Below are 17860 nucleotides of genomic sequence, written 5' to 3'. Positions count from 1 at the left end.
TTCTTAGAAAAAATTTTCTAGCTCAGATGCTGGTAATGGACGACTTAATAAAGCACCTTGTACTGCGTCACAGTTATTTTCCCGGAGAAAAGATAGTTCTGCTTCTGTCTCTACGCCTTCAGCAACTATCTCCAGTTTGAGGCGATGACACATTTTAATCAAGGATTTAGTAATTTCTGATTTTTCTGAGTTGCTAGTTATATTATGAATAAAATATCGTCCAATTTTCAAGGTGTTAATTGGTAATTCTTGCAGATTAGCCAAGGAAGAATAACCCATGCCAAATTCATCAATTGTGATTTTCACCCCTAGGGATTGTAATTTAGTCATGGTGGTGACAGCACTGTTAATATCTTGCATAACCACACTTTCATTCAGTTCTATACCTATATCTTGCGGCGCTAAATTATAGCTTTCCAAGAGTTGTGTTACTTGTTGAAAAAAGTTTGGTTGATTAAATAAATGCCCTGAAACATTAATATTAATAGTTAAGGCAAACAATCTAGCATAGTGACGCCAAATATTAATTTGTTGGCAGACATTCTCTAAAATCCAGTTATTAATTGGAACAATTAGACCTGCTGCTTCGGCTATAGGACTGAACTCTGAGAAATTTACTAAACCTAATTCAGGATTTAGCCAACCTAATAAATTTTCTGCTGCAATTATTTTACCAGAAGCAATATCTATAATTGGTTGATAAGATAACTCAAATTCTTGGAATTTCTTTTCTTGGACAATTCGAGATAAATTCATTTCTAATAACTGCATTCTTGGCGATAATGTCTTCAATGCAGTTTGAGTGGTTAATAAATATTTTTTTAAGGTAGCTTGTTTTTCCAGACGATTCATAATCGCGCTCAATAATTCTGCCCGCGTAAAGGGCTTGGTGAGATAGTCATCTGCACCCATATCCATTCCTTGGCGAAAGTCAGATTTAGCGGATTTAGCAGTCAGAAAAATGAAAGGAATGGTTGCGGTGATTGGGTCTTGTCGTAAGGTTGATAAAACTCGATAGCCATCAATTTCTGGCATCATCACGTCGCATAAAATTAAATCGGGAAATTCTGAAAATGCTAAATTTACTCCGATTTGTCCATTAGGGGCGGCTATCGTATCAAAATTTTCGGCTTCAAGTAAATCTAAAAGGTTTTCTCTGACTAATTCTTCATCTTCAATTACTAAAATTTTTGTCATAAACTCCACTAGTTCTTATTAATTATTGATTAAAAAATCATATTTGATAAATAAATTTATTGCCTTTGTCGATGAATAGGTTGTCAATTAAATTTGGTTGCTATACTCTTATATGCTGATGCAGCGGGAGAATGACTGTAAATGTTGTGCCAACTCCCAATTGGCTGACGACATAAATTTCACCTTGGTGGATATCAACACAGTTTTTGACTATTGCTAGTCCTAATCCTGTACCTAAAATATTACCGACGTTTTGAGCGCGATGAAATGATTCAAATAGATGGGGTATGTCTTCTGGAGGAATACCGATTCCCTGGTCTTGAATTGCAAATACTGCTTGTTCTTGTTGGCAACTGAGAGTTAGCTGGATTGTGCTATTCGCTGGGGAATACTTGATGGCATTCGAGAGTAAGTTACTCAGAATGTGTCCAAGTAATTTCTCATCCATGTTACATGGTATTGATGGAAATTCACTAGTAAAAATAATTGAATGTTGATAATTCAGATCCAATTCCACATCTGCGACTAGACGATGACAATATTCAATTAAATCTATAGATCTCGGTCTATACTCTAGTATTCCTGCTTCGGCTTTGCCAATAAACAGAATATCATTTAACATTTCTGTCATGCGTTTGACGGCGGTTTGAATGCGATGGAGGTGCGTGCGTTGTTTTTCCTCTGTCCATTTGTGGCGGTAGTGTTCTAATAACTCTGAAGAAGACAGAATTGTGCTTAATGGGGTGCGAAATTCATGGGAAATCATGGAAATAAAGCGGGATTTGAGTTCATTTAGTTCTTTTTCTTTTTCTAGTGCTATTCTTAGTTCTGCTTCTAATTGTTTGCGTTCTGTGATATCGGTTTGAATGCCTATGTAGTGAGTGAGTTCACCATTACAATCGCAAACAGGAGAAATATTTAACTGATTCCAAAACAAGCTGCCATCTTTACGGTAATTGCGTAAAATCACTGTGCAAGCTTGTCCTGTTTCCATGGCAATACGGAGATGTTTGATCCCTGGTTGGTTGATATCACCGTGTTGCAAAAAACGGCAGTTATGCCCAATTACTTCTGCAGCCGAGTAACCAGTCATGAGCTCAAAAGCGGGATTAACGTAGATAATTGGTTCGTCGGGCATGGTAACATCAGAAATTACAATGCCATTGTTACTGGCAGCGATCGCCCGATCGCGCAGCCACAAATCTGACTCTGCTTGCTTGCGCTGGCTAATGTCAGTATGGATACACACTGTACCAATAATTTTACCAGCTACATCTTTAATTGCGTCAGCACTGAGGTAAATTTGAATAACTCTACCACTAAGCGATCGCATTGCAACTTCACCTCGCCATGATTTCCCCTTAAGTACTGCATTACATATGTTGTTATACTCTTGGGGTTGCTGAAAAATCGCTGCTGTGCCGCCAGATGTTTGTAATTCCTCTAAGGTATAACCGTATAATTCCACAAACGCTGGATTCAGGTAAATACTTTCACCTTGAGCATCAGCCATAGTAATCGCATCACTAGTACTGTTGATGGCTTTGCGAAAGCGTAACAAAGACTCTTCTGATGATTTGCGAGCGGTGATATCTCGATCCATACCGCGATAGCCACGAAATTGACCTTCAACATCAAAAATGGGGACGCCGCTAGTTTCTAAAACTACTAAATGACCATCTCGATGAATGTTAATATTTTCTAGACATTTAAATGGTTGTCTAGCGGCGGCTACGGACACAAAAAATTGATGGACACGTTCAGCTTCTGTCGCCGGCATCAAATCATAGGGGGTTTTACCGACAATTTCTTGTGGTGTGTAACCCAAGATTTCTGTAACTTTGGGACTAGCATAGGTATAAATCACATTTTCATCTACTTCCCAGACCCAATCGCTAGTAGCTTCTACTAAGTTACGGAACCGTTCTTCACTTTGTTTGAGTGCTTCTTCAGTCAGCTTGCGCTTAATACCGATGGCAATTTCATCAGCAGCAATTCTTAGGGCGTCTAGAGTTGATTGTGTCAGCGTTTGCCGAGAAAACATGGCTATCACGCCTAGCATTTCTCCTTCGACAATTAGGGGATAGCCTGCAAAAGCAATCATGCTTTCTTGTTGTGCCCATTCTTTATTACTAATTCGTGGATCGTGCAATACTGAATTAGTTAAATGGGGCTTTCCTTCAGCGGCGATTAAACCAATTTTGTATTGACCGACGGCTATCCGACTATGCTGTCCATCAATATGAGTATATATTCCCGAACTGACTTGTAATTCCAGGACATTTGTTTGTTTGTTCAACATCCAAATCCGAGCGAAAGCGGCGTCAAGATGCTGCACTAAGGCTTGTGTGCAGCCACGCATCATGTTTTCTAAAGAATGACTCTGGGTGAGGATACGATCAACATGGGTGCGAAAATCTGCTAACCGTACCCGTTCTGCTAAAGCTTCTTCTACAGATACGCGATCATGAATATCTGTGTTTGTGCCAAACCAATTGAGAATATTTCCTTTTTGGTCGCGCCGAGCCATAGCACGAATTAAATGCCAACGATAGGTGTTGTCAGTTCTTCTGAGCCAGCGACACTCTACTTCATAAAGTTCTCCGGTAGCTAAGGATTTTTGCCAGGTGTCGAGAACTCTGGGTAAATCTTCTGGATGAGTCCATTGCTCCCATTTCCAGCCTAAAATCTCTGCTTGTGAACAAGCAAAGTAGTCCAGTACTCGCTGGTTAACATATTCAAGGTCGCCATTTGCTTTAGCAATCCAGACTTGTTGCGGGATGGATTCAGCTAAGAAACGAAAGCGAGCTGTCGTGTTTTCTAATTCCCCTTGGGTTTGTTGGCTATATTCTAGTTTTGTGGCGGAAATGTTTTCTTCAATCGAACCTACTAGATTAGCTTGTGATTCTAATTCTAGTAACTGAGTGATACACTCACCTGTGACAGTACCGATAATTAAATTTTGCTCATCGACAACTGGTAAAAGAGCTAATTGATGCTGTTGTACCAATGATATGACTAATTGAACATTTTCTAATTCAAACAATTTGAGCGAGATGTTTGAGATATGCATGACTTCGCATATTTTAGCTGTTTCTAAATCCACCCCATCTGCTACCAACCTGACCACATCTCGCTCTGTTAACCACCCCATCACCTGGGATTTGGAGCCGATTAAGACGCTTTTACCCCATTTTGCCATGAGTGCGATCGCTACCAAAACTTTTGTTTCCGGCTCAACCGTCAACGGCGAAAAGTCAATCATTGACTTTAAGCAACTTAACCAAAGAAGCGGAGGAAAAGCTTGCATAGATATGGGAAATAAAGAATAAAGAAGCTATTGAATTTGTAACTCGTATGCTGACATTAATAGGGGTAAAGAGTCAACTCAAGGCTGAAGTCTGAAGTCTGAAGTCTGAAGTCTGAAGTCTGAAGTCTGAAGGCTGAAGTCTGAAGTCTGAAGTCTGAAGTCTGAGGTATGAAGTCTGAAGGCTGAAGTCTGAGGTATGAGGTATGAGATATGAAGTCTGAAGTATGAGGTCTGAGGTCTGAGGTCTGAGGTCTGAGGTCTGAGGTCTGAGGTCTGAAGTATGAAATTACCCCACCCATAAAGCGAAAAGTTGAGCCAGTGTTGGGGTGAGGCAGCGCGGTCTTGGGGGTTTCCCCCATGAGCGACTGCCGAAAGGGTTTCCCGACTTGAAACAACTGGCGTTGCGCGTCCGGGTTTCCCGGCGCAAAACTTTTCAAGACAGGGATAGGGCTTGAACTAAGGAAAAAAAGTTTGATTTTTTCGCCCACGAGGGTTGTTGGGGCTCGTCCCCCCCTCATACGTGTCAACTTAAGCGAGAAATGGCTTATCTGTTGGCTTCCACACCCGCCCAGAACTGAAGTTCAAGGCTAATAACTAAAGTCTACTGAAGTAGACTAGGGATTTGTGAGAATTTTAAGTCATCTTTAGATGACTTTTGCTATGAGACTCAGAATTCATTCTGAGGCGGGACAAGGGTTTCACGTTAAGTTGATCCGTATGGGCTTGTCCCCCACTTCTCACAAGTGACATGTTTCAGCTTTCAACCCTGTTCCCTGTTCCCTGTTCCCTATTCCCTGCTATATATTTAAGGCTGCACCATTACCCGCCGTTCACCGTAACGCAAGAGTCTTTCAATAGTTACTAAACGGTGTTCCCAAACTCTGACTTGATAGGGATTCTCTAATGCTTCTTCGCGCATCCATCCCCTAAACAACGCTTGGAATCTAGTTAAAGAGGCTCTCGCTGAGATTAAGTGACTAGCAGAAGGAGAACTAGCGAGTTGATTTAAAGCTTTTTGGAGAACATCGGCTTGAATATTAAAGTCGGAAATTGTGGTAGGAGACATCCGCATTTGGTCGTTTTGCAACATAAATTTCCATTCGTTTTGCAGAGCTGCATAACGAATAGCAGCGGTGGGAAAAGGTTGACGGTGGGGAATTGGTTCGCTGGTTGTCTGCGGTACTCTACCTTGAGTATTGCTAAATAGTTTTTGGAGTTCGTTGTTTAAATTTTCAGCCGCAAAGAGTGCATAACCGCTCACAGGTAAGTCTCTCACTAATTGCAGTTGGTCAAATGCACCCACAGTTGGTAAGGAAAGCAGGCGAATTCCTGGAACTAACAAAGTCGCGCCCAATTGCTTAGAAGCAATCCAAGGTTGGGCTAGTCGTTGGAAACGCGGGGTATCCAGAGCATAGGTCATGGGCACGATTAAATCTATATCTCCTCGCCGTGCCCAAACTTCCCAGTGTTGTTGAATTTTTTGGATGCGTTCTATTTCTGGGAGAGGGAAGACGGCTACTGATAGTATCAGGTTTGAGCGCTTTTTGCGTAACTGCTGTGCAACTTCCGCGACAAAGCTATCTACTTGCTCGGTGCGAAATGCTGTCCATTTTTGCCACATTTCGCGATCGCTAGGAGCAATATTCACCGGATCTACGCCAGTCTGTTGCAGAAACTTTTCTCTAGCCGCTCGACCATAACCATAAGTTCTACCGGCGGCTGGGTCTTGGAAGGGATAGCGGATGTAATCTAGCTGCAGACCGTCTACCTGATAGCGGGTGACGATTTCTTCATAGAGTTTGAGTAGGTATTGTCGCAGTTGGGGATTAGCTGGGTCAAAAAATGGCTTAGTTTGACCGACGGGAATGACGTTACCACGGTTATCATAATTTGCCCAATCGGGGTTAGCCGCTAGCACTGGCCCTGGATAATTGGGGTCAATGTTGATCACTTCGTTGTGACGCTGATTCCCGGCTGCAAAAGCCCAAACCCAAGCGTGAATCTCCATACCCCTGGCGTGGGCTAATTTCACTCCCGATGCGAGGGGATCCCAGCCACGAATCAAGGGGTTTTGTTGGGGTGCAACTTGGCTGGGATAAATGGGATAACTGGCGTTGACGGTTTCAAAAAAGACTGTGTTGATTCCCGCTTGCGCTAACCGATCAAAAATTTCCGCAAGCCCCGCTTCGCTACCAGCCCGCACAATTGTTCCTCTGTCTAACCACACTGAGCGGATTTCTGGCTGGGCTAATCTGCGGTCTAGGGGAAATTGTTTCCATAAACTAGATTTGGCGGTGAGCCATTGCTGACGCGCTAGGGCGTAGTTTTTTTGGTTAATTAGCTGGGGTAAGTTTTTGGCGATCGTTCTGGCTTGCGCTAGGGCTTGTTCTGTGCTGGTTACGCCCACACCTGTGCGGCTGGAAATTAACTCTGAGTGTTGCACCTTGAGTGTACGGGGGGTTATGGTGGCAACTTCACCGCTACTAGAGGCGGTCACAGCAGCCGCTAAATGAGCGCTTTCCACCCGACCAATGAGATTTTCTAGCTCTTGTTGGAGGGCGATCGCTTCTTTGTTATCGATGGGTGCGCTGGAGTTGGGGAGGACATCTAGGCGTACTGTTTGTTCTAGTTGGTCGATGGCTTCTGGCGATCGCGGGGTAATCTCTCTAATTGGGGGTCTGGGTTGGGGTGCGGTGGCGGTGAGGGGAGGTTTAGATGGAGGTGAAAAGGTGTTATTGTCTCTGGCTATTTCGCCATTTTTCCCAGCTTCCGCCAGTACTGGTAGGGAGGTTGTACAGTCCGGGGAACCGCCAGCTATTTTTTTCTGGTTGTTTGTCAAACTACCCTGATGATAGTTGAGGGCAGTTTTTAACCATGCATTATCTAGATCTGCTGCAGAGGCTGTATCTACCCCCCAGCGCCAACCGAATAAGGTGGAACGTTCGCTAGTGACGACGGCTGCGGGGCTATCTTGGGAGTTCCAAATAGCTACAGCTTGACTAGAACCACTGTCAGGAATCAGCACACCACCTCGTACTGTACCAAAAAGTGCTTTTTGGTTAGCCCAGTTCTCTGTTTTGATTTTGGGTGGTTGTAGTTGTTGGGTTTCGTTCAAACTGAATCCCCAATAACCGCCGATGAGGTTGCGTAATAACTGACGGACGCCCGGAGCGGAGAGACTACCTACGGGGCCGCTAGCAATTAACCGCCCGCCTTTACTCATCCATTCTTCCAGAGCGATCGCTTGGGCTGGTGTCAATGTCTCGATGTTGGGCAAAAATAATACTCGGCGATCGCCCCAATCAGCGACACTATTCACATTCGCCAGGGGAATCACACAATATTTCACTCCAGCAGCTTGTAAGCGGCTGGTAATTCCTGCCCATTGATTAGCATTTTCTTGGCTGTGGACTATGGTTAATTGCGGTTCTTCTTCTGCCGCCGTTGCTGGTAATATGCTCAAAATATTACCAGTGAAAATTTGCCAAGTAAAAATGAATAATCCCGCTTGTTTAATTTTTAATTTAACAGTTTTCTTGGTTTTTTTCTGATTTTTCACCACTTGCTCCCCACTTAATAAATAGTTGATTAATTTGTCATTAATTGACAAAAAAAACTCACCAATAACCACCAATTAACTCAATCTGTGCCTCTATCTTTAAGCAATACAAGCACTGATTAATTCTGTAATTCCCGAAACTGGCAAGATTTTTGTCTCCAATTGTTGAGCTACATCCTCAATACTCATATCATCTAAAAATATCAATTCGCCATGTTTAAGCATGACATTTGGTAATAAAATCCCCTCACCTAAATCTTGCCCTTTTAAGTTTAAAATTAAATCATGTCCAGTTAATAAACCGGTAACACTAATATTTTGTCCCCAATAATCGCTAGACAAAGCCCGCATATTGATTTCTAACCCGTCTACAGCATTTAATCGCTGCAATATCGGTTGAAATGCTGTTTCAACTGCATTCCCCACCACCCAAGTCAATTTTTTCTGAGGATATATTTTGGGTGGGAGTAATTCAGCCGCAGTGGTTGCAAATTGTTTGAGAAATAAGCGAATCGAACCCACACCGTTATCGATTTGGGGATATTCTTCATATTCCGATTCGCTAGGTAAATCTTCCCCTGCAATTAAAAACCATTCATCTGCTAACCAAACAACGTTGGAATCAAATTTTTGGCGAAATTCTTGTGATAGCGATCGCACCTGATCAATTACTTCTTGGGCTTTTTTTCTTGACACTGGTTTCAGTTCATCTACTGCTAACCGAAATCTCGTCAAACCTACTGGTACCACCGCCACAGACGCCACGGTGGGCATTTCTTCTGTATAAAATGACGCTAAATCTCGCAGCGTTTGTTCCAAATGTTCGCCATCATTTATACCAGGACAAACAACTACTTGCGCGTGAATTTGCAAGCGTCTTTCTTGAAACCACTTGATTTGTGACAATATCTTTCCCGCACGGGGATTTTTTAACAGCTTAATTCTGACTTCAGGTTCCGTAGCATGAACAGATACATATAAAGGAGAAAGGCGCATTTGTTCGATGCGTTGCCATTCTTTTTCTGGTAAATTGGTTAGAGTCAAATAAGAGCCATATAAAAAACTCAGACGATAATCGTCATCTTTTAAATACAGGCTGGAGCGTTTACCTGGGGGTTGTTGGTCGATAAAACAAAATGGACAGTGATTGTTACACTGAATTAGCCCATCAAATAGAGCGGTTTCAAATTCTAGGCCTAAATCTTCATCGTAATCTTTCTCGATTTCTACGTGATGGATTTTACCTGTAGCATCTAAAACTTCTAATTCTAAAATTTCATCAGCGCATAAAAATTGGTAATCAATTAAATCGCGGGGACGTGTACCATTGATAGCCACAAGTGCATCCCCCGCCTCAAACCCAATTTCAGCGGCTATAGAATCAGGAAATACTCTAGAAATCCGGGCAGGAAGAATAGCAGCCATGAATCAAAAGCTAAAATCCACTAATAGTCACTATTTATGACTATAGACTATTGCAGAGTAGCATTGAGACTCAGTGACCCATAGATTTTTGTTGTAGAGATATCGTTGGAGACACGCCTCACTACCAATTCATCAAAATTCTGGTGTTATTCTCGCCAACCTGCAGCGATCGCTAACAAAATAGCCGAGCCAAATGCTAACCTATACCAAACAAAAATCAAAGTATTTTTTGTTTGTAAATATCTGATCAAAAAAGCAATTGATATATAGGAAAAAATAAAGGTGGAAATAATCCCTATAATTAACAACACCAAAATATTATCTGGTAAGTCGTGGGCTTGAAATGATTTAAATATTTTCAGACTTTTATAAAGAGTAGCAATAGTTAAAGTGGGAAAACCTAACAAAAATGAAAACTTTGCTGCTGTATCCCGCTCTAATCCTAAAAATAAAGCAGTTGTTAACGTTGAACCCGAGCGAGAAACCCCAGGAATTAAAGCCAGAGTTTGTCCCAATCCTACTAAAATTCCGTCTTTAATTTGCAATGAATTAAAATTTCTTTTTCGGCTGCCAATTTTTTCTGCCAAACCTAATAAAAGCGCCATTATTATTGACATAATGGCAATAATTAAAGGACTTTCCGGTAAAATATCTTTCAAAGCAAAGCCTACAAGTAATGCAGGCATCGTCCCGACAGCAATACCTACAAGAATTTTCCATTCTTCTCTTTCCCAGTCTCGCTCTTTCAGGGCTGTCAATCCTCCCTTAACTACCCCATAAATCAAAGACCAAAAATACCAAACAATGGCGATAACACTACCAAATTGAATTGCATCAACAAAATCTTTAGAGCCTAAGTCTTTCCAACCAAATACCTTAGTAACAATCAGCAGATGTGCAGTACTACTAATGGGCAAAAATTCTGTAATTCCTTGAACAATACCTAAAATAAAAGCTTGAATATATTCCATATTTAGTTAATACCTTGCTCCAGTTGTGAACATGATTTAATTGCATACACTCTCCATAGCACCCACTCTGTAGAAAAACTAATTCTCCAGATTAATCACACAACTTAATACCAATTCCCTTGTGGAGACGCAGCGCGGCTAAGTCTCTACATTAATGTGAAATTGTATAAGCCGCTGACTATGCTCTTACATCTACTTAAATAAGTCAACGCAATTTTAGCGATTTATAAAACTTTAATATTTCCCAGAGCGATAACGATTCACTTTTTCCCCTGAAGTTTTACCTTCTGCTTGGTGTCGTTCCTCATCAACGGCAGATTACACACAGGTTCCATCATATTTAAAACTTGCTTAAGTGTCATCTCGGCTTTGTAAAGGTAATTCATCAAAGGCTCACAGAGCCTTGTCACCTCTTACCCGTAGCCAAAAAATCCATCAACTCTTTACCCGCCATAGTATAATGTCAATGCCCCAGGGGGGGATTTTAAAGTGTGATATCTTAAATAAAATAAAGTTAAGTAACAAATATTAAAATTTTGATTAATAATACTTTGTCATCCTACAGTGTTTCTACCAGCTCTATAGCTAGCGATCGAGCGGCGACAGAGAACAAACAAAGAACCATTAGGGAGTTAGAGTCCACACTCACTTCCTCGCCCTCATTGCCAATTTCTTTATCTGCTAGCAAAACATGGTTAGTATTTGCCACAGCAGTATTTCTGGTGACAGTACCAGTGTTTATCGAAGCACCATTAGTGCGATCGCAACCAATAGCCTGTGTTGCAATCACCGGATTTTGGGTGTGGCTAAGTTTCAATTTGATGACACGCCCGCAAACATACCTCTGGGGAGATTTACTCTTTGGGTTTAGCTGGAGTTGGCTAGCAGGTGCAATTTATTGGGGCTGGTTGCGTTGGGAACCGTTATGGCACCTACCCATAGAATCAATAGGTTTACCGCTGGCTTTTTGGTGTCTGGCTAAAAATTGGGGCAAGGTAGGTAACTGGTTTTATTTAGGATCCTTACTGGGTACAGCCTTAACCGATGTTTATTTTTATTTGGTAAACTTAATGCCCTACTGGCGACAAATCATGCGGGTGGAACCAGAAGCCGCTATCCCAGTACTCAAACACGCCCTCATCCAAGTAGATACTCCGTGGGGGATGGCTTGGGCAATAATTCTCGCTTTAGTGCTACTCACCATTGGACTTTTGCCTTTAGGTAGAAAGCAACGCCACTGGTACGCCTTCAGTGGCGCAGTTTTGAGTACAATTTTGGTAGATAGCCTCTTCTTTCTAGCTGCGGTTATTGCCTGAGGATTGAAAGCCACAGACAACGCCATCTCTCAAAAATTTTCATAAAAATCCAGCCCGCCCCAGCAACAGCAAATATTGTGCATATTAATACGCTGTATATTAGTTTCTGATGACTGCTGTGTGTTGATTAGGCAAACAGCTTCTGTCCTTGGTATGCTCACAAATAACCACCGACATCTGTAGGCTTAAAACTTTTATTTGCAATTTGATCAAAAGAGGGAGAAAAATCGTGAAAGGATTGGTGCGTTTATTAACAGTGTTTAGTTTGTTGCTTGGTTGCTGGGGATGGCTGGGAAGCACTCAAATAGCTCAAGCAGCTAGTTTCCGTAGTCTGACTTTACCTCAAGTCCCTGTTTTGGCAGTTGGACAGAACCGAGCAGACGCCAAGCTAGGTACGGAATTCGGCAAGAAAATTGATTTGAATAATACCAACGTCCGCGCTTTCCAACAGTATCCAGGGCTATATCCGACTCTTGCTAAGGTAATCATCAAAAATGCTCCTTACAAGAATCTGGAAGACGTCCTAGATATTCCAGGATTGAGCGAACGACAAAAACAAACTCTGCAAGCCAATTTCGACCACTTCACCGTCACCGACTTAGAACCTGCTTTCAACGAAGGAGACGATCGCTTTAACAATGGTATTTACAGATAACTGTATTACCTAGCGACTCATCCTGAGAGGGTGTCTCAACAGTGGTTGGTGATGTATCAAATATTAAAGATACCCCCCAACCACTACGAATTAATATTAACTGTGAGCGATCAAAATATTCCGAGTCAATTTGATGTTTTAGTAGTCGGTGCTGGCGCCGCTGGACTTTACACAGCGCTGTGTCTACCAGAATCTTTAAGTGTCGGCTTGATTACTAAAGAAACAGTAGCTTTATCGGCGAGCGATTGGGCCCAAGGCGGTATTGCGGCGGCGATCGCCCCAGAAGATTCCCCATCTCTACACATTGAAGATACAATCCGTGCAGGTGCAGGTTTGTGTGACCTCGAAGCTGTAGAATTCCTCGCCCAACAAGCTCCCAGCTGTATCAAATCTTTAGTTAACTTGGGTGTAGCTTTTGACCGTAACGGTCAAACTTTAGCCCTGACATTAGAAGCGGCTCATTCTCGCCATCGCGTCCTCCACGCCGCCGACACCACCGGGCGCGAAGTTACTACCACTCTCACCGCCCAAGTCCTACGCCGCCCGAATATTCAAGTGATCCAGCAAGCTTTAGCACTGAGTTTGTGGATCGACCCCCACAGTCGGCGCTGTCGGGGAATTAGTCTTTTTTATCACGGTAAAATTACTTGGCTCAAAGCAGATGCGGTAGTATTAGCTACTGGTGGCGGTGGTCAAGTGTTTGCCCAAACTACTAACCCAGCGGTGAGTACGGGTGATGGAGTGGCGATCGCTTATCGCGCCGGCGCCATTCTCCGTGACTTGGAATTTGTCCAATTTCACCCTACAGCCCTCACCAAACCAGGCGCAGATCGCTTTCTCATCAGTGAAGCTGTGCGCGGTGAAGGTGCTCACCTGATCGACAACGAGGGGCGGCGTTTTGCTTTTGACTACCACCCCAGCGGTGAACTTGCGCCACGAGATGTAGTCAGCCGAGCAATTTTTAGCCATTTGCAGCGCACTGCTGCTGATTTAGCTACAGCACATGTGTGGTTGGATATGCGCCCCATCCCCCCAGACAAAATTCGTCATCGTTTTCCTAATATTGTCAAGGTTTGCCAATCTTGGGGTATTGATGTCTTTCAGGAACCAATACCAGTGGCTCCTGCGGCTCATTATTGGATGGGTGGAATCGCTACAGATTTGCACAATCACACCAATATTCCTGGTTTGTATGCAGTGGGAGAAACCGCTAGCACTGGCGTACATGGAGCCAATCGTTTAGCGAGTAATTCGCTGCTGGAATGTATTGTTTTTGGCGCGCAGATGGCTCATGTTCAGGATGAAATCACCACTCATCAAGATGAAGTATCAGAATTCACCGCCGAGCCTTTGACTTTCTCCATGGATAGCCATGAATGGCAAAACCAACAAAATCAACTCGAAGCACTACGCCAGAAGTTACCACGCCTAGTGTGGCAAAGTGCGGGTATTTGTCGCCAGCAGTCAGGTTTGGAAACAGCGATCGCTACTATTGCAACTTGGCAACAAGACTTTGCTGCTTTACCTTTGAGTCAATTTTTACTATCCTTAAATCCTCCCACACCAGTAACTCTGGAACTGCCAGATGTTGAACCTCATCTGCGACTCTGGGCAGAAACTCGCAATCTACTCGACATCGCCGCTTTAATTCTCAAAAGTGCTGCTTTGAGAACCGAAAGCCGGGGTGGACACTACCGCCTAGACTATCCCCAATCCCATGCAGATTGGCAAGCCCACACCCTTGTCCAAGATCATCACTGGTGGAAGTCCCCAGTATCAATGTAGATACTCAATGGACGAAAATAATCACAAAATCCAGTGAGGGACGAGGGCGAGAATTACTTAACTAACTAGTGAGTACAAATCGATGAAAAGCTTCATCTACAAGCTTCTTAATTTCAGACTTCAGACTTCATACTTCATACTTCACACTTCAGCCAGTTGTACTAGCTCAACGAGTCCCACTACCGTGTTGACTGTCCGGCCCGCCATAATTCGGTGGCACATATACGCCTTCTACACCATGGTTTTTAGCCTTCAGCGCAGTAGATTTTGGGCTAACACTATGGCTCCAGCTTTTCGTATTGAAAATATTCAGCTTCTCCGTAGAAAACACTAGCTTAGGTATTATTAAGTAGGCACTGATACATAAAATCACCGCGCTAGTAATCTGACAGTTAATTTTTGTTAATCTAGGTAAATGCCCTATTTCGGATTTCATAAAAAATATTTTGTATCTCCAGTAGTTATACTCGATTTTCTCAGAAAATATTAAGTTTTTATTAAATTTTTCCATAGTATCTTCAGTATATTCCTAAGAATGCTGTTTCCTCACTGATCAGCACTCACCTCAAAGACGTAAATACTTTTTATATTCCACAGATAAACTACGGCTGTATTTTCGACATCAGCCTGAAGTTAGAAATTTTTAACCCAGATTCCGCTTTAGCTACCTACCAATCAAAAATGAAGTAAGAATTTTAACAATTACTTTATATGGGCTAGTGTCGTCTTATATATAAATACCATGACTTCCACATTGACAATTAATAATAAATATGTATATTAAAAAATACCGATTTTGTAAAAGCACAGCAATGCTCATTGGTATCAACTTAAGAAGATAAAGCCCAAATTTGTTGGGTGTAAGCGTCAATCTCTTGATGGCCCTTACACCTGGTTTTGACTAATCCAAGCAGCTTTTAACTTTCCAGAAGATAAGGAACAGCCACAGATGCATCACCACGGAGAACAGCTTGGGAAAAATGGTATAAACAACGCTCATACCATTACCGTAGAAATTCCCGCTAAGGGCTGATTCAATGCGATCGCAGTTTTTCTCGTCCTTACCCGAACATAATCCTAGTGGTTTAAAGCTTGTTGGTGATACCAATTCACGAAAAAGTTGATACAGATAGATTTTTCGTAGGGGCACGGAGGGGCACGGCACTGTTCATTGGTGTCAACTTAAGCTAAAACCTTTGTCCCCCAGGCGTTTTACCCCACCCCTTAATCCCCTCCCCTTGGCAAGGGGAGGGGAGGTTTTGCGCCAGCAAAGCCGGGGTGGGGTAATGCGGATTGTCATGGTAAGTGAGTGAATCCAAAATCGAGTTTTGACAAGGGTTTCACGTTAAATTGACACGTATGAGCACTGTTCCCTACCAACGTGTTTGTATCATTATTAACGTGAAATGGTATGACAACAATGAAAAAATTAAATCTCTTGCAAAAGTACCTTTTCTACTCTCTGTTAAGAGTTCCCTGTTCCCGACTTCTGCAAGAAGTCTATTCTTTTTCTATTTGTTCAATCGGCCGTGCTGGTATATCTTTTTGCTGCTGCAGATCTGGATTTCCTTTTCGCGCCGGACATTTTGTACTCATGATGTATCACTAAGAACATCAACCAAGACGTTCTCGGTGATACATCCTATGGTTCCTTTTCGCTCAAGTTGACACCAATGAGCATTGCTGCGCCTTTACAAAATATATGATTTTCTCACCATCCCCTACACTCCCCATCACCCCATTTCCCAATACTAAATCTTCCCAAACCTGCGTTCTCGCTGCTGATAAGCACACAAGGCGCGGTGAAATTCAGCGCGATTAAAATCAGGCCATAAAGCATCAGTGATATAAATTTCCCCATAAGCCATTTGCCACAATAGGAAATTAGAAAGACGCATTTCACCGCTAGTCCGGATTAACAAATCTGGATCAGCAATTCCAGCAGTGTAGAGGTGGCTCTCAAACACTGCTTCGTCAATTTCATGGGGTTGTAATTTTCCCTGCTGGACTTGTTCAGCAATAGCTCGACAAGCCTGGAGAATCTCCTGTCGCCCACCGTAATTTGTCGCCACAGTGAATCGGATACCGCGATTTTTCTGGGTTTCCTCAATAGAACGGGAGATTTCTGCTTGCAAAACAGGCGGTAAAGCTTGCAAATTGCCCACAAATCGAATTTGCACATTTTCTTTGACCATTTCTCGCAGTTCTTGGCGCAAAACTCTTTGAAATAGAGTCATCAAAAAATCTACTTCTTCCTGGGGTCTTTTCCAGTTTTCTGTCGAAAAAGCATAAGCCGTCAGCGCTTGAATTCCCCAGTCTCGGCTACAGCGCAGCAAATCCTTGAGCGCATCTACACCAGCCTTATGACCCATGATTCGGGGCAAACCTTGACGTTTAGCCCACCGACCATTACCATCCATAATCACTGCAACGTGCTGGGGTAATAATTCACGTTTCAAATCAGAGGGTAAATCTTGGAGTTGAGTTTGTTGTACTGTCATTTTTTATCCCGAGAAGCAGTCGATGGTAATCGGAGTAAACGTGAAGCTAATGTTAGTCCCTTCTCACCTATCTGACGAGCCAAACTTAATAAACCAGGAGCAACAGCCTCCCGATCCACTGTTGGGGACAATTGAGCCTCTAATGACTCTTTCAGCTTCCTAATCGTCAGTGGTCTATTTAAGATTCCGCGTTCCGCTAGAGAAATAGAACCCGTTTCTTCTGATACAACTACACAAATACAATTTTCGACCCGCTCAGTAATTCCCATGGCGGCCCGATGGCGTGTACCCAACTGGCGCGAGGCTGTGCGACCCGAAAGTGGTAAAATTATACCCGATGCCACGATCCGGGAACCACGGATCAAAGTCGCTCCATCGTGTAACAAAGTTTTTGGTTGAAAAATTGTTTGTATTAGTTCCTTAGAAACTTCAGCATTCAGCTTAACTCCTGGGACGGAAAAATCCCGCTCGTCAATCGGCCCCGTAGTTTCCAAAATCAGTAAAGCTCCAATCCGGTTTTTAGACAGTTCTTTCACTGCCTCCACAATTTCATCAATTACACTATAAGATTTAGGGACTGCCAGACTAGATGGTTGAAACAACTGGCGAAACTCACCACGACCCAACTGCTCTAAAAATCGGCGAAACTCTGACTGGAGAGCCACCGCCATAGCCACAGCACAGCCAATAACTAATTTTTCTAATACAAAATTTAATAATGGTAGCCCCAATCTATTACTGAGTGCTGAAGCTAACATCAATACGATAAAACCTCGCACCATCCACAGTGTCCGGCGCTCACTAATAATCACCAGTATCATGTACGTCAGCGCCAACACCAACACAATATCCAGAGTCCCAAGCAGCAAGGACTGCGACCATCCCGGGTTTGTCAGCCATTGCTTCCACCAATCTCTCATGACATCTGGATTACTACTCTGCCTCTAATACTTTGGGTCATTTGTCAAGAGTCAAGAATCAAAACATTAGACTGTTGACTGTTGACTTTTGACCGAAAAATGAAGAATGAAGTGAGAAATTGGTACAGAGCAATTCCCAAAAAAGGGGCAAAAAAGATAGTTTTTTCCTTTTTTCGCTTTATGAATGTGTGAATTTCATACTTCATACTTCATATTTCATA

At 42.7% G+C, this 17860-nt stretch carries 10 protein-coding genes and 1 pseudogene; 3 read left to right on the top strand and 8 right to left on the bottom strand.

Annotated elements, in window-relative coordinates; translation table 11 throughout:
- Positions 1-3: 3 nt before the first annotated feature.
- The 5 genes from MIC7126_RS0102680 to MIC7126_RS0102660 all read right to left on the bottom strand — a co-directional run bounded on the left by MIC7126_RS0102680 (position 4) and on the right by MIC7126_RS0102660 (position 10462).
- Positions 4-1197, bottom strand: coding sequence for a two-component system response regulator (locus MIC7126_RS0102680; RefSeq protein WP_017651578.1), 1194 nt, complete (start codon positions 1195-1197; stop codon positions 4-6).
- A 100-nt stretch (positions 1198-1297) separates the two neighbouring features.
- Positions 1298-4507 (bottom strand): PAS domain S-box protein, encoded by a 3210-nt coding sequence (locus MIC7126_RS0102675; RefSeq protein WP_017651577.1) that lies wholly within the window; start codon positions 4505-4507, stop codon positions 1298-1300.
- Between the two features lie 805 nt (positions 4508-5312).
- Positions 5313-8066, bottom strand: coding sequence for a glycoside hydrolase family 10-like protein (locus MIC7126_RS0102670; protein WP_026099982.1), 2754 nt, complete (start codon positions 8064-8066; stop codon positions 5313-5315).
- A gap of 99 nt (positions 8067-8165) precedes the next feature.
- Complete coding sequence (locus tag MIC7126_RS0102665; protein ID WP_017651575.1) at positions 8166-9491, bottom strand: TIGR03279 family radical SAM protein; 1326 nt, start codon at positions 9489-9491, stop codon at positions 8166-8168.
- 146 nt (positions 9492-9637) lie between these two features.
- Positions 9638-10462, bottom strand: coding sequence for an undecaprenyl-diphosphate phosphatase (locus MIC7126_RS0102660; protein ID WP_017651574.1), 825 nt, complete (start codon positions 10460-10462; stop codon positions 9638-9640).
- A 536-nt stretch (positions 10463-10998) separates the two neighbouring features.
- On the opposite strand from MIC7126_RS0102660, the gene MIC7126_RS0102650 reads away from it, so the two are divergent.
- From MIC7126_RS0102650 to nadB, 3 genes are all read left to right on the top strand, one after another.
- Entirely contained in the window at positions 10999-11778 is a 780-nt protein-coding gene (locus tag MIC7126_RS0102650; RefSeq protein WP_026099981.1) for a DUF3120 domain-containing protein, read from the top strand.
- A gap of 229 nt (positions 11779-12007) precedes the next feature.
- On the top strand, positions 12008-12433 hold the full coding sequence (gene psbU / locus MIC7126_RS0102645) for a photosystem II complex extrinsic protein PsbU (protein WP_017651571.1): 426 nt from the start codon (positions 12008-12010) through the stop codon (positions 12431-12433).
- Positions 12434-12535: 102 nt separating this feature from the next.
- The gene (gene nadB / locus MIC7126_RS0102640) at positions 12536-14218 is read left to right on the top strand and encodes an L-aspartate oxidase (RefSeq protein WP_026099980.1); all 1683 of its coding nucleotides are present in this window, start codon (positions 12536-12538) and stop codon (positions 14216-14218) included.
- 830 nt (positions 14219-15048) lie between these two features.
- Here nadB and MIC7126_RS30090 read toward each other — a convergent pair.
- From MIC7126_RS30090 to cdaA, 3 genes and pseudogenes are all read right to left on the bottom strand, one after another.
- Positions 15049-15265 (bottom strand): annotated as a pseudogene (locus MIC7126_RS30090) (IS4 family transposase); the annotation flags it as partial.
- 704 nt (positions 15266-15969) lie between these two features.
- Positions 15970-16719 (bottom strand): isoprenyl transferase, encoded by a 750-nt coding sequence (locus MIC7126_RS0102625; protein ID WP_017651567.1) that lies wholly within the window; start codon positions 16717-16719, stop codon positions 15970-15972.
- On the bottom strand, positions 16716-17639 hold the full coding sequence (gene cdaA, locus MIC7126_RS0102620) for a diadenylate cyclase CdaA (RefSeq protein WP_026099979.1): 924 nt from the start codon (positions 17637-17639) through the stop codon (positions 16716-16718). Before cdaA ends, MIC7126_RS0102625 begins: the two co-directional genes overlap by 4 nt.
- Positions 17640-17860: the final 221 nt, after the last annotated feature.

The organism is Fortiea contorta PCC 7126 (assembly GCF_000332295.1).
Lineage (GTDB): Bacteria > Cyanobacteriota > Cyanobacteriia > Cyanobacteriales > Nostocaceae > Fortiea > Fortiea contorta.
This window is presented reverse-complemented; position numbering and strand designations above follow the sequence as displayed.

Coding starts and splice junctions, on each gene's coding strand:
- MIC7126_RS0102680 (WP_017651578.1), bottom strand. CDS start 1,197: ATGACAAAAATTTTAGTAATTGAAGATGAAGAATTAGTCAGAGAAAAC.
- MIC7126_RS0102675 (WP_017651577.1), bottom strand. CDS start 4,507: ATGCAAGCTTTTCCTCCGCTTCTTTGGTTAAGTTGCTTAAAGTCAATG.
- MIC7126_RS0102665 (WP_017651575.1), bottom strand. CDS start 9,491: ATGGCTGCTATTCTTCCTGCCCGGATTTCTAGAGTATTTCCTGATTCT.
- MIC7126_RS0102660 (WP_017651574.1), bottom strand. CDS start 10,462: ATGGAATATATTCAAGCTTTTATTTTAGGTATTGTTCAAGGAATTACA.
- MIC7126_RS0102625 (WP_017651567.1), bottom strand. CDS start 16,719: ATGACAGTACAACAAACTCAACTCCAAGATTTACCCTCTGATTTGAAA.
- cdaA (WP_026099979.1), bottom strand. CDS start 17,639: ATGAGAGATTGGTGGAAGCAATGGCTGACAAACCCGGGATGGTCGCAG.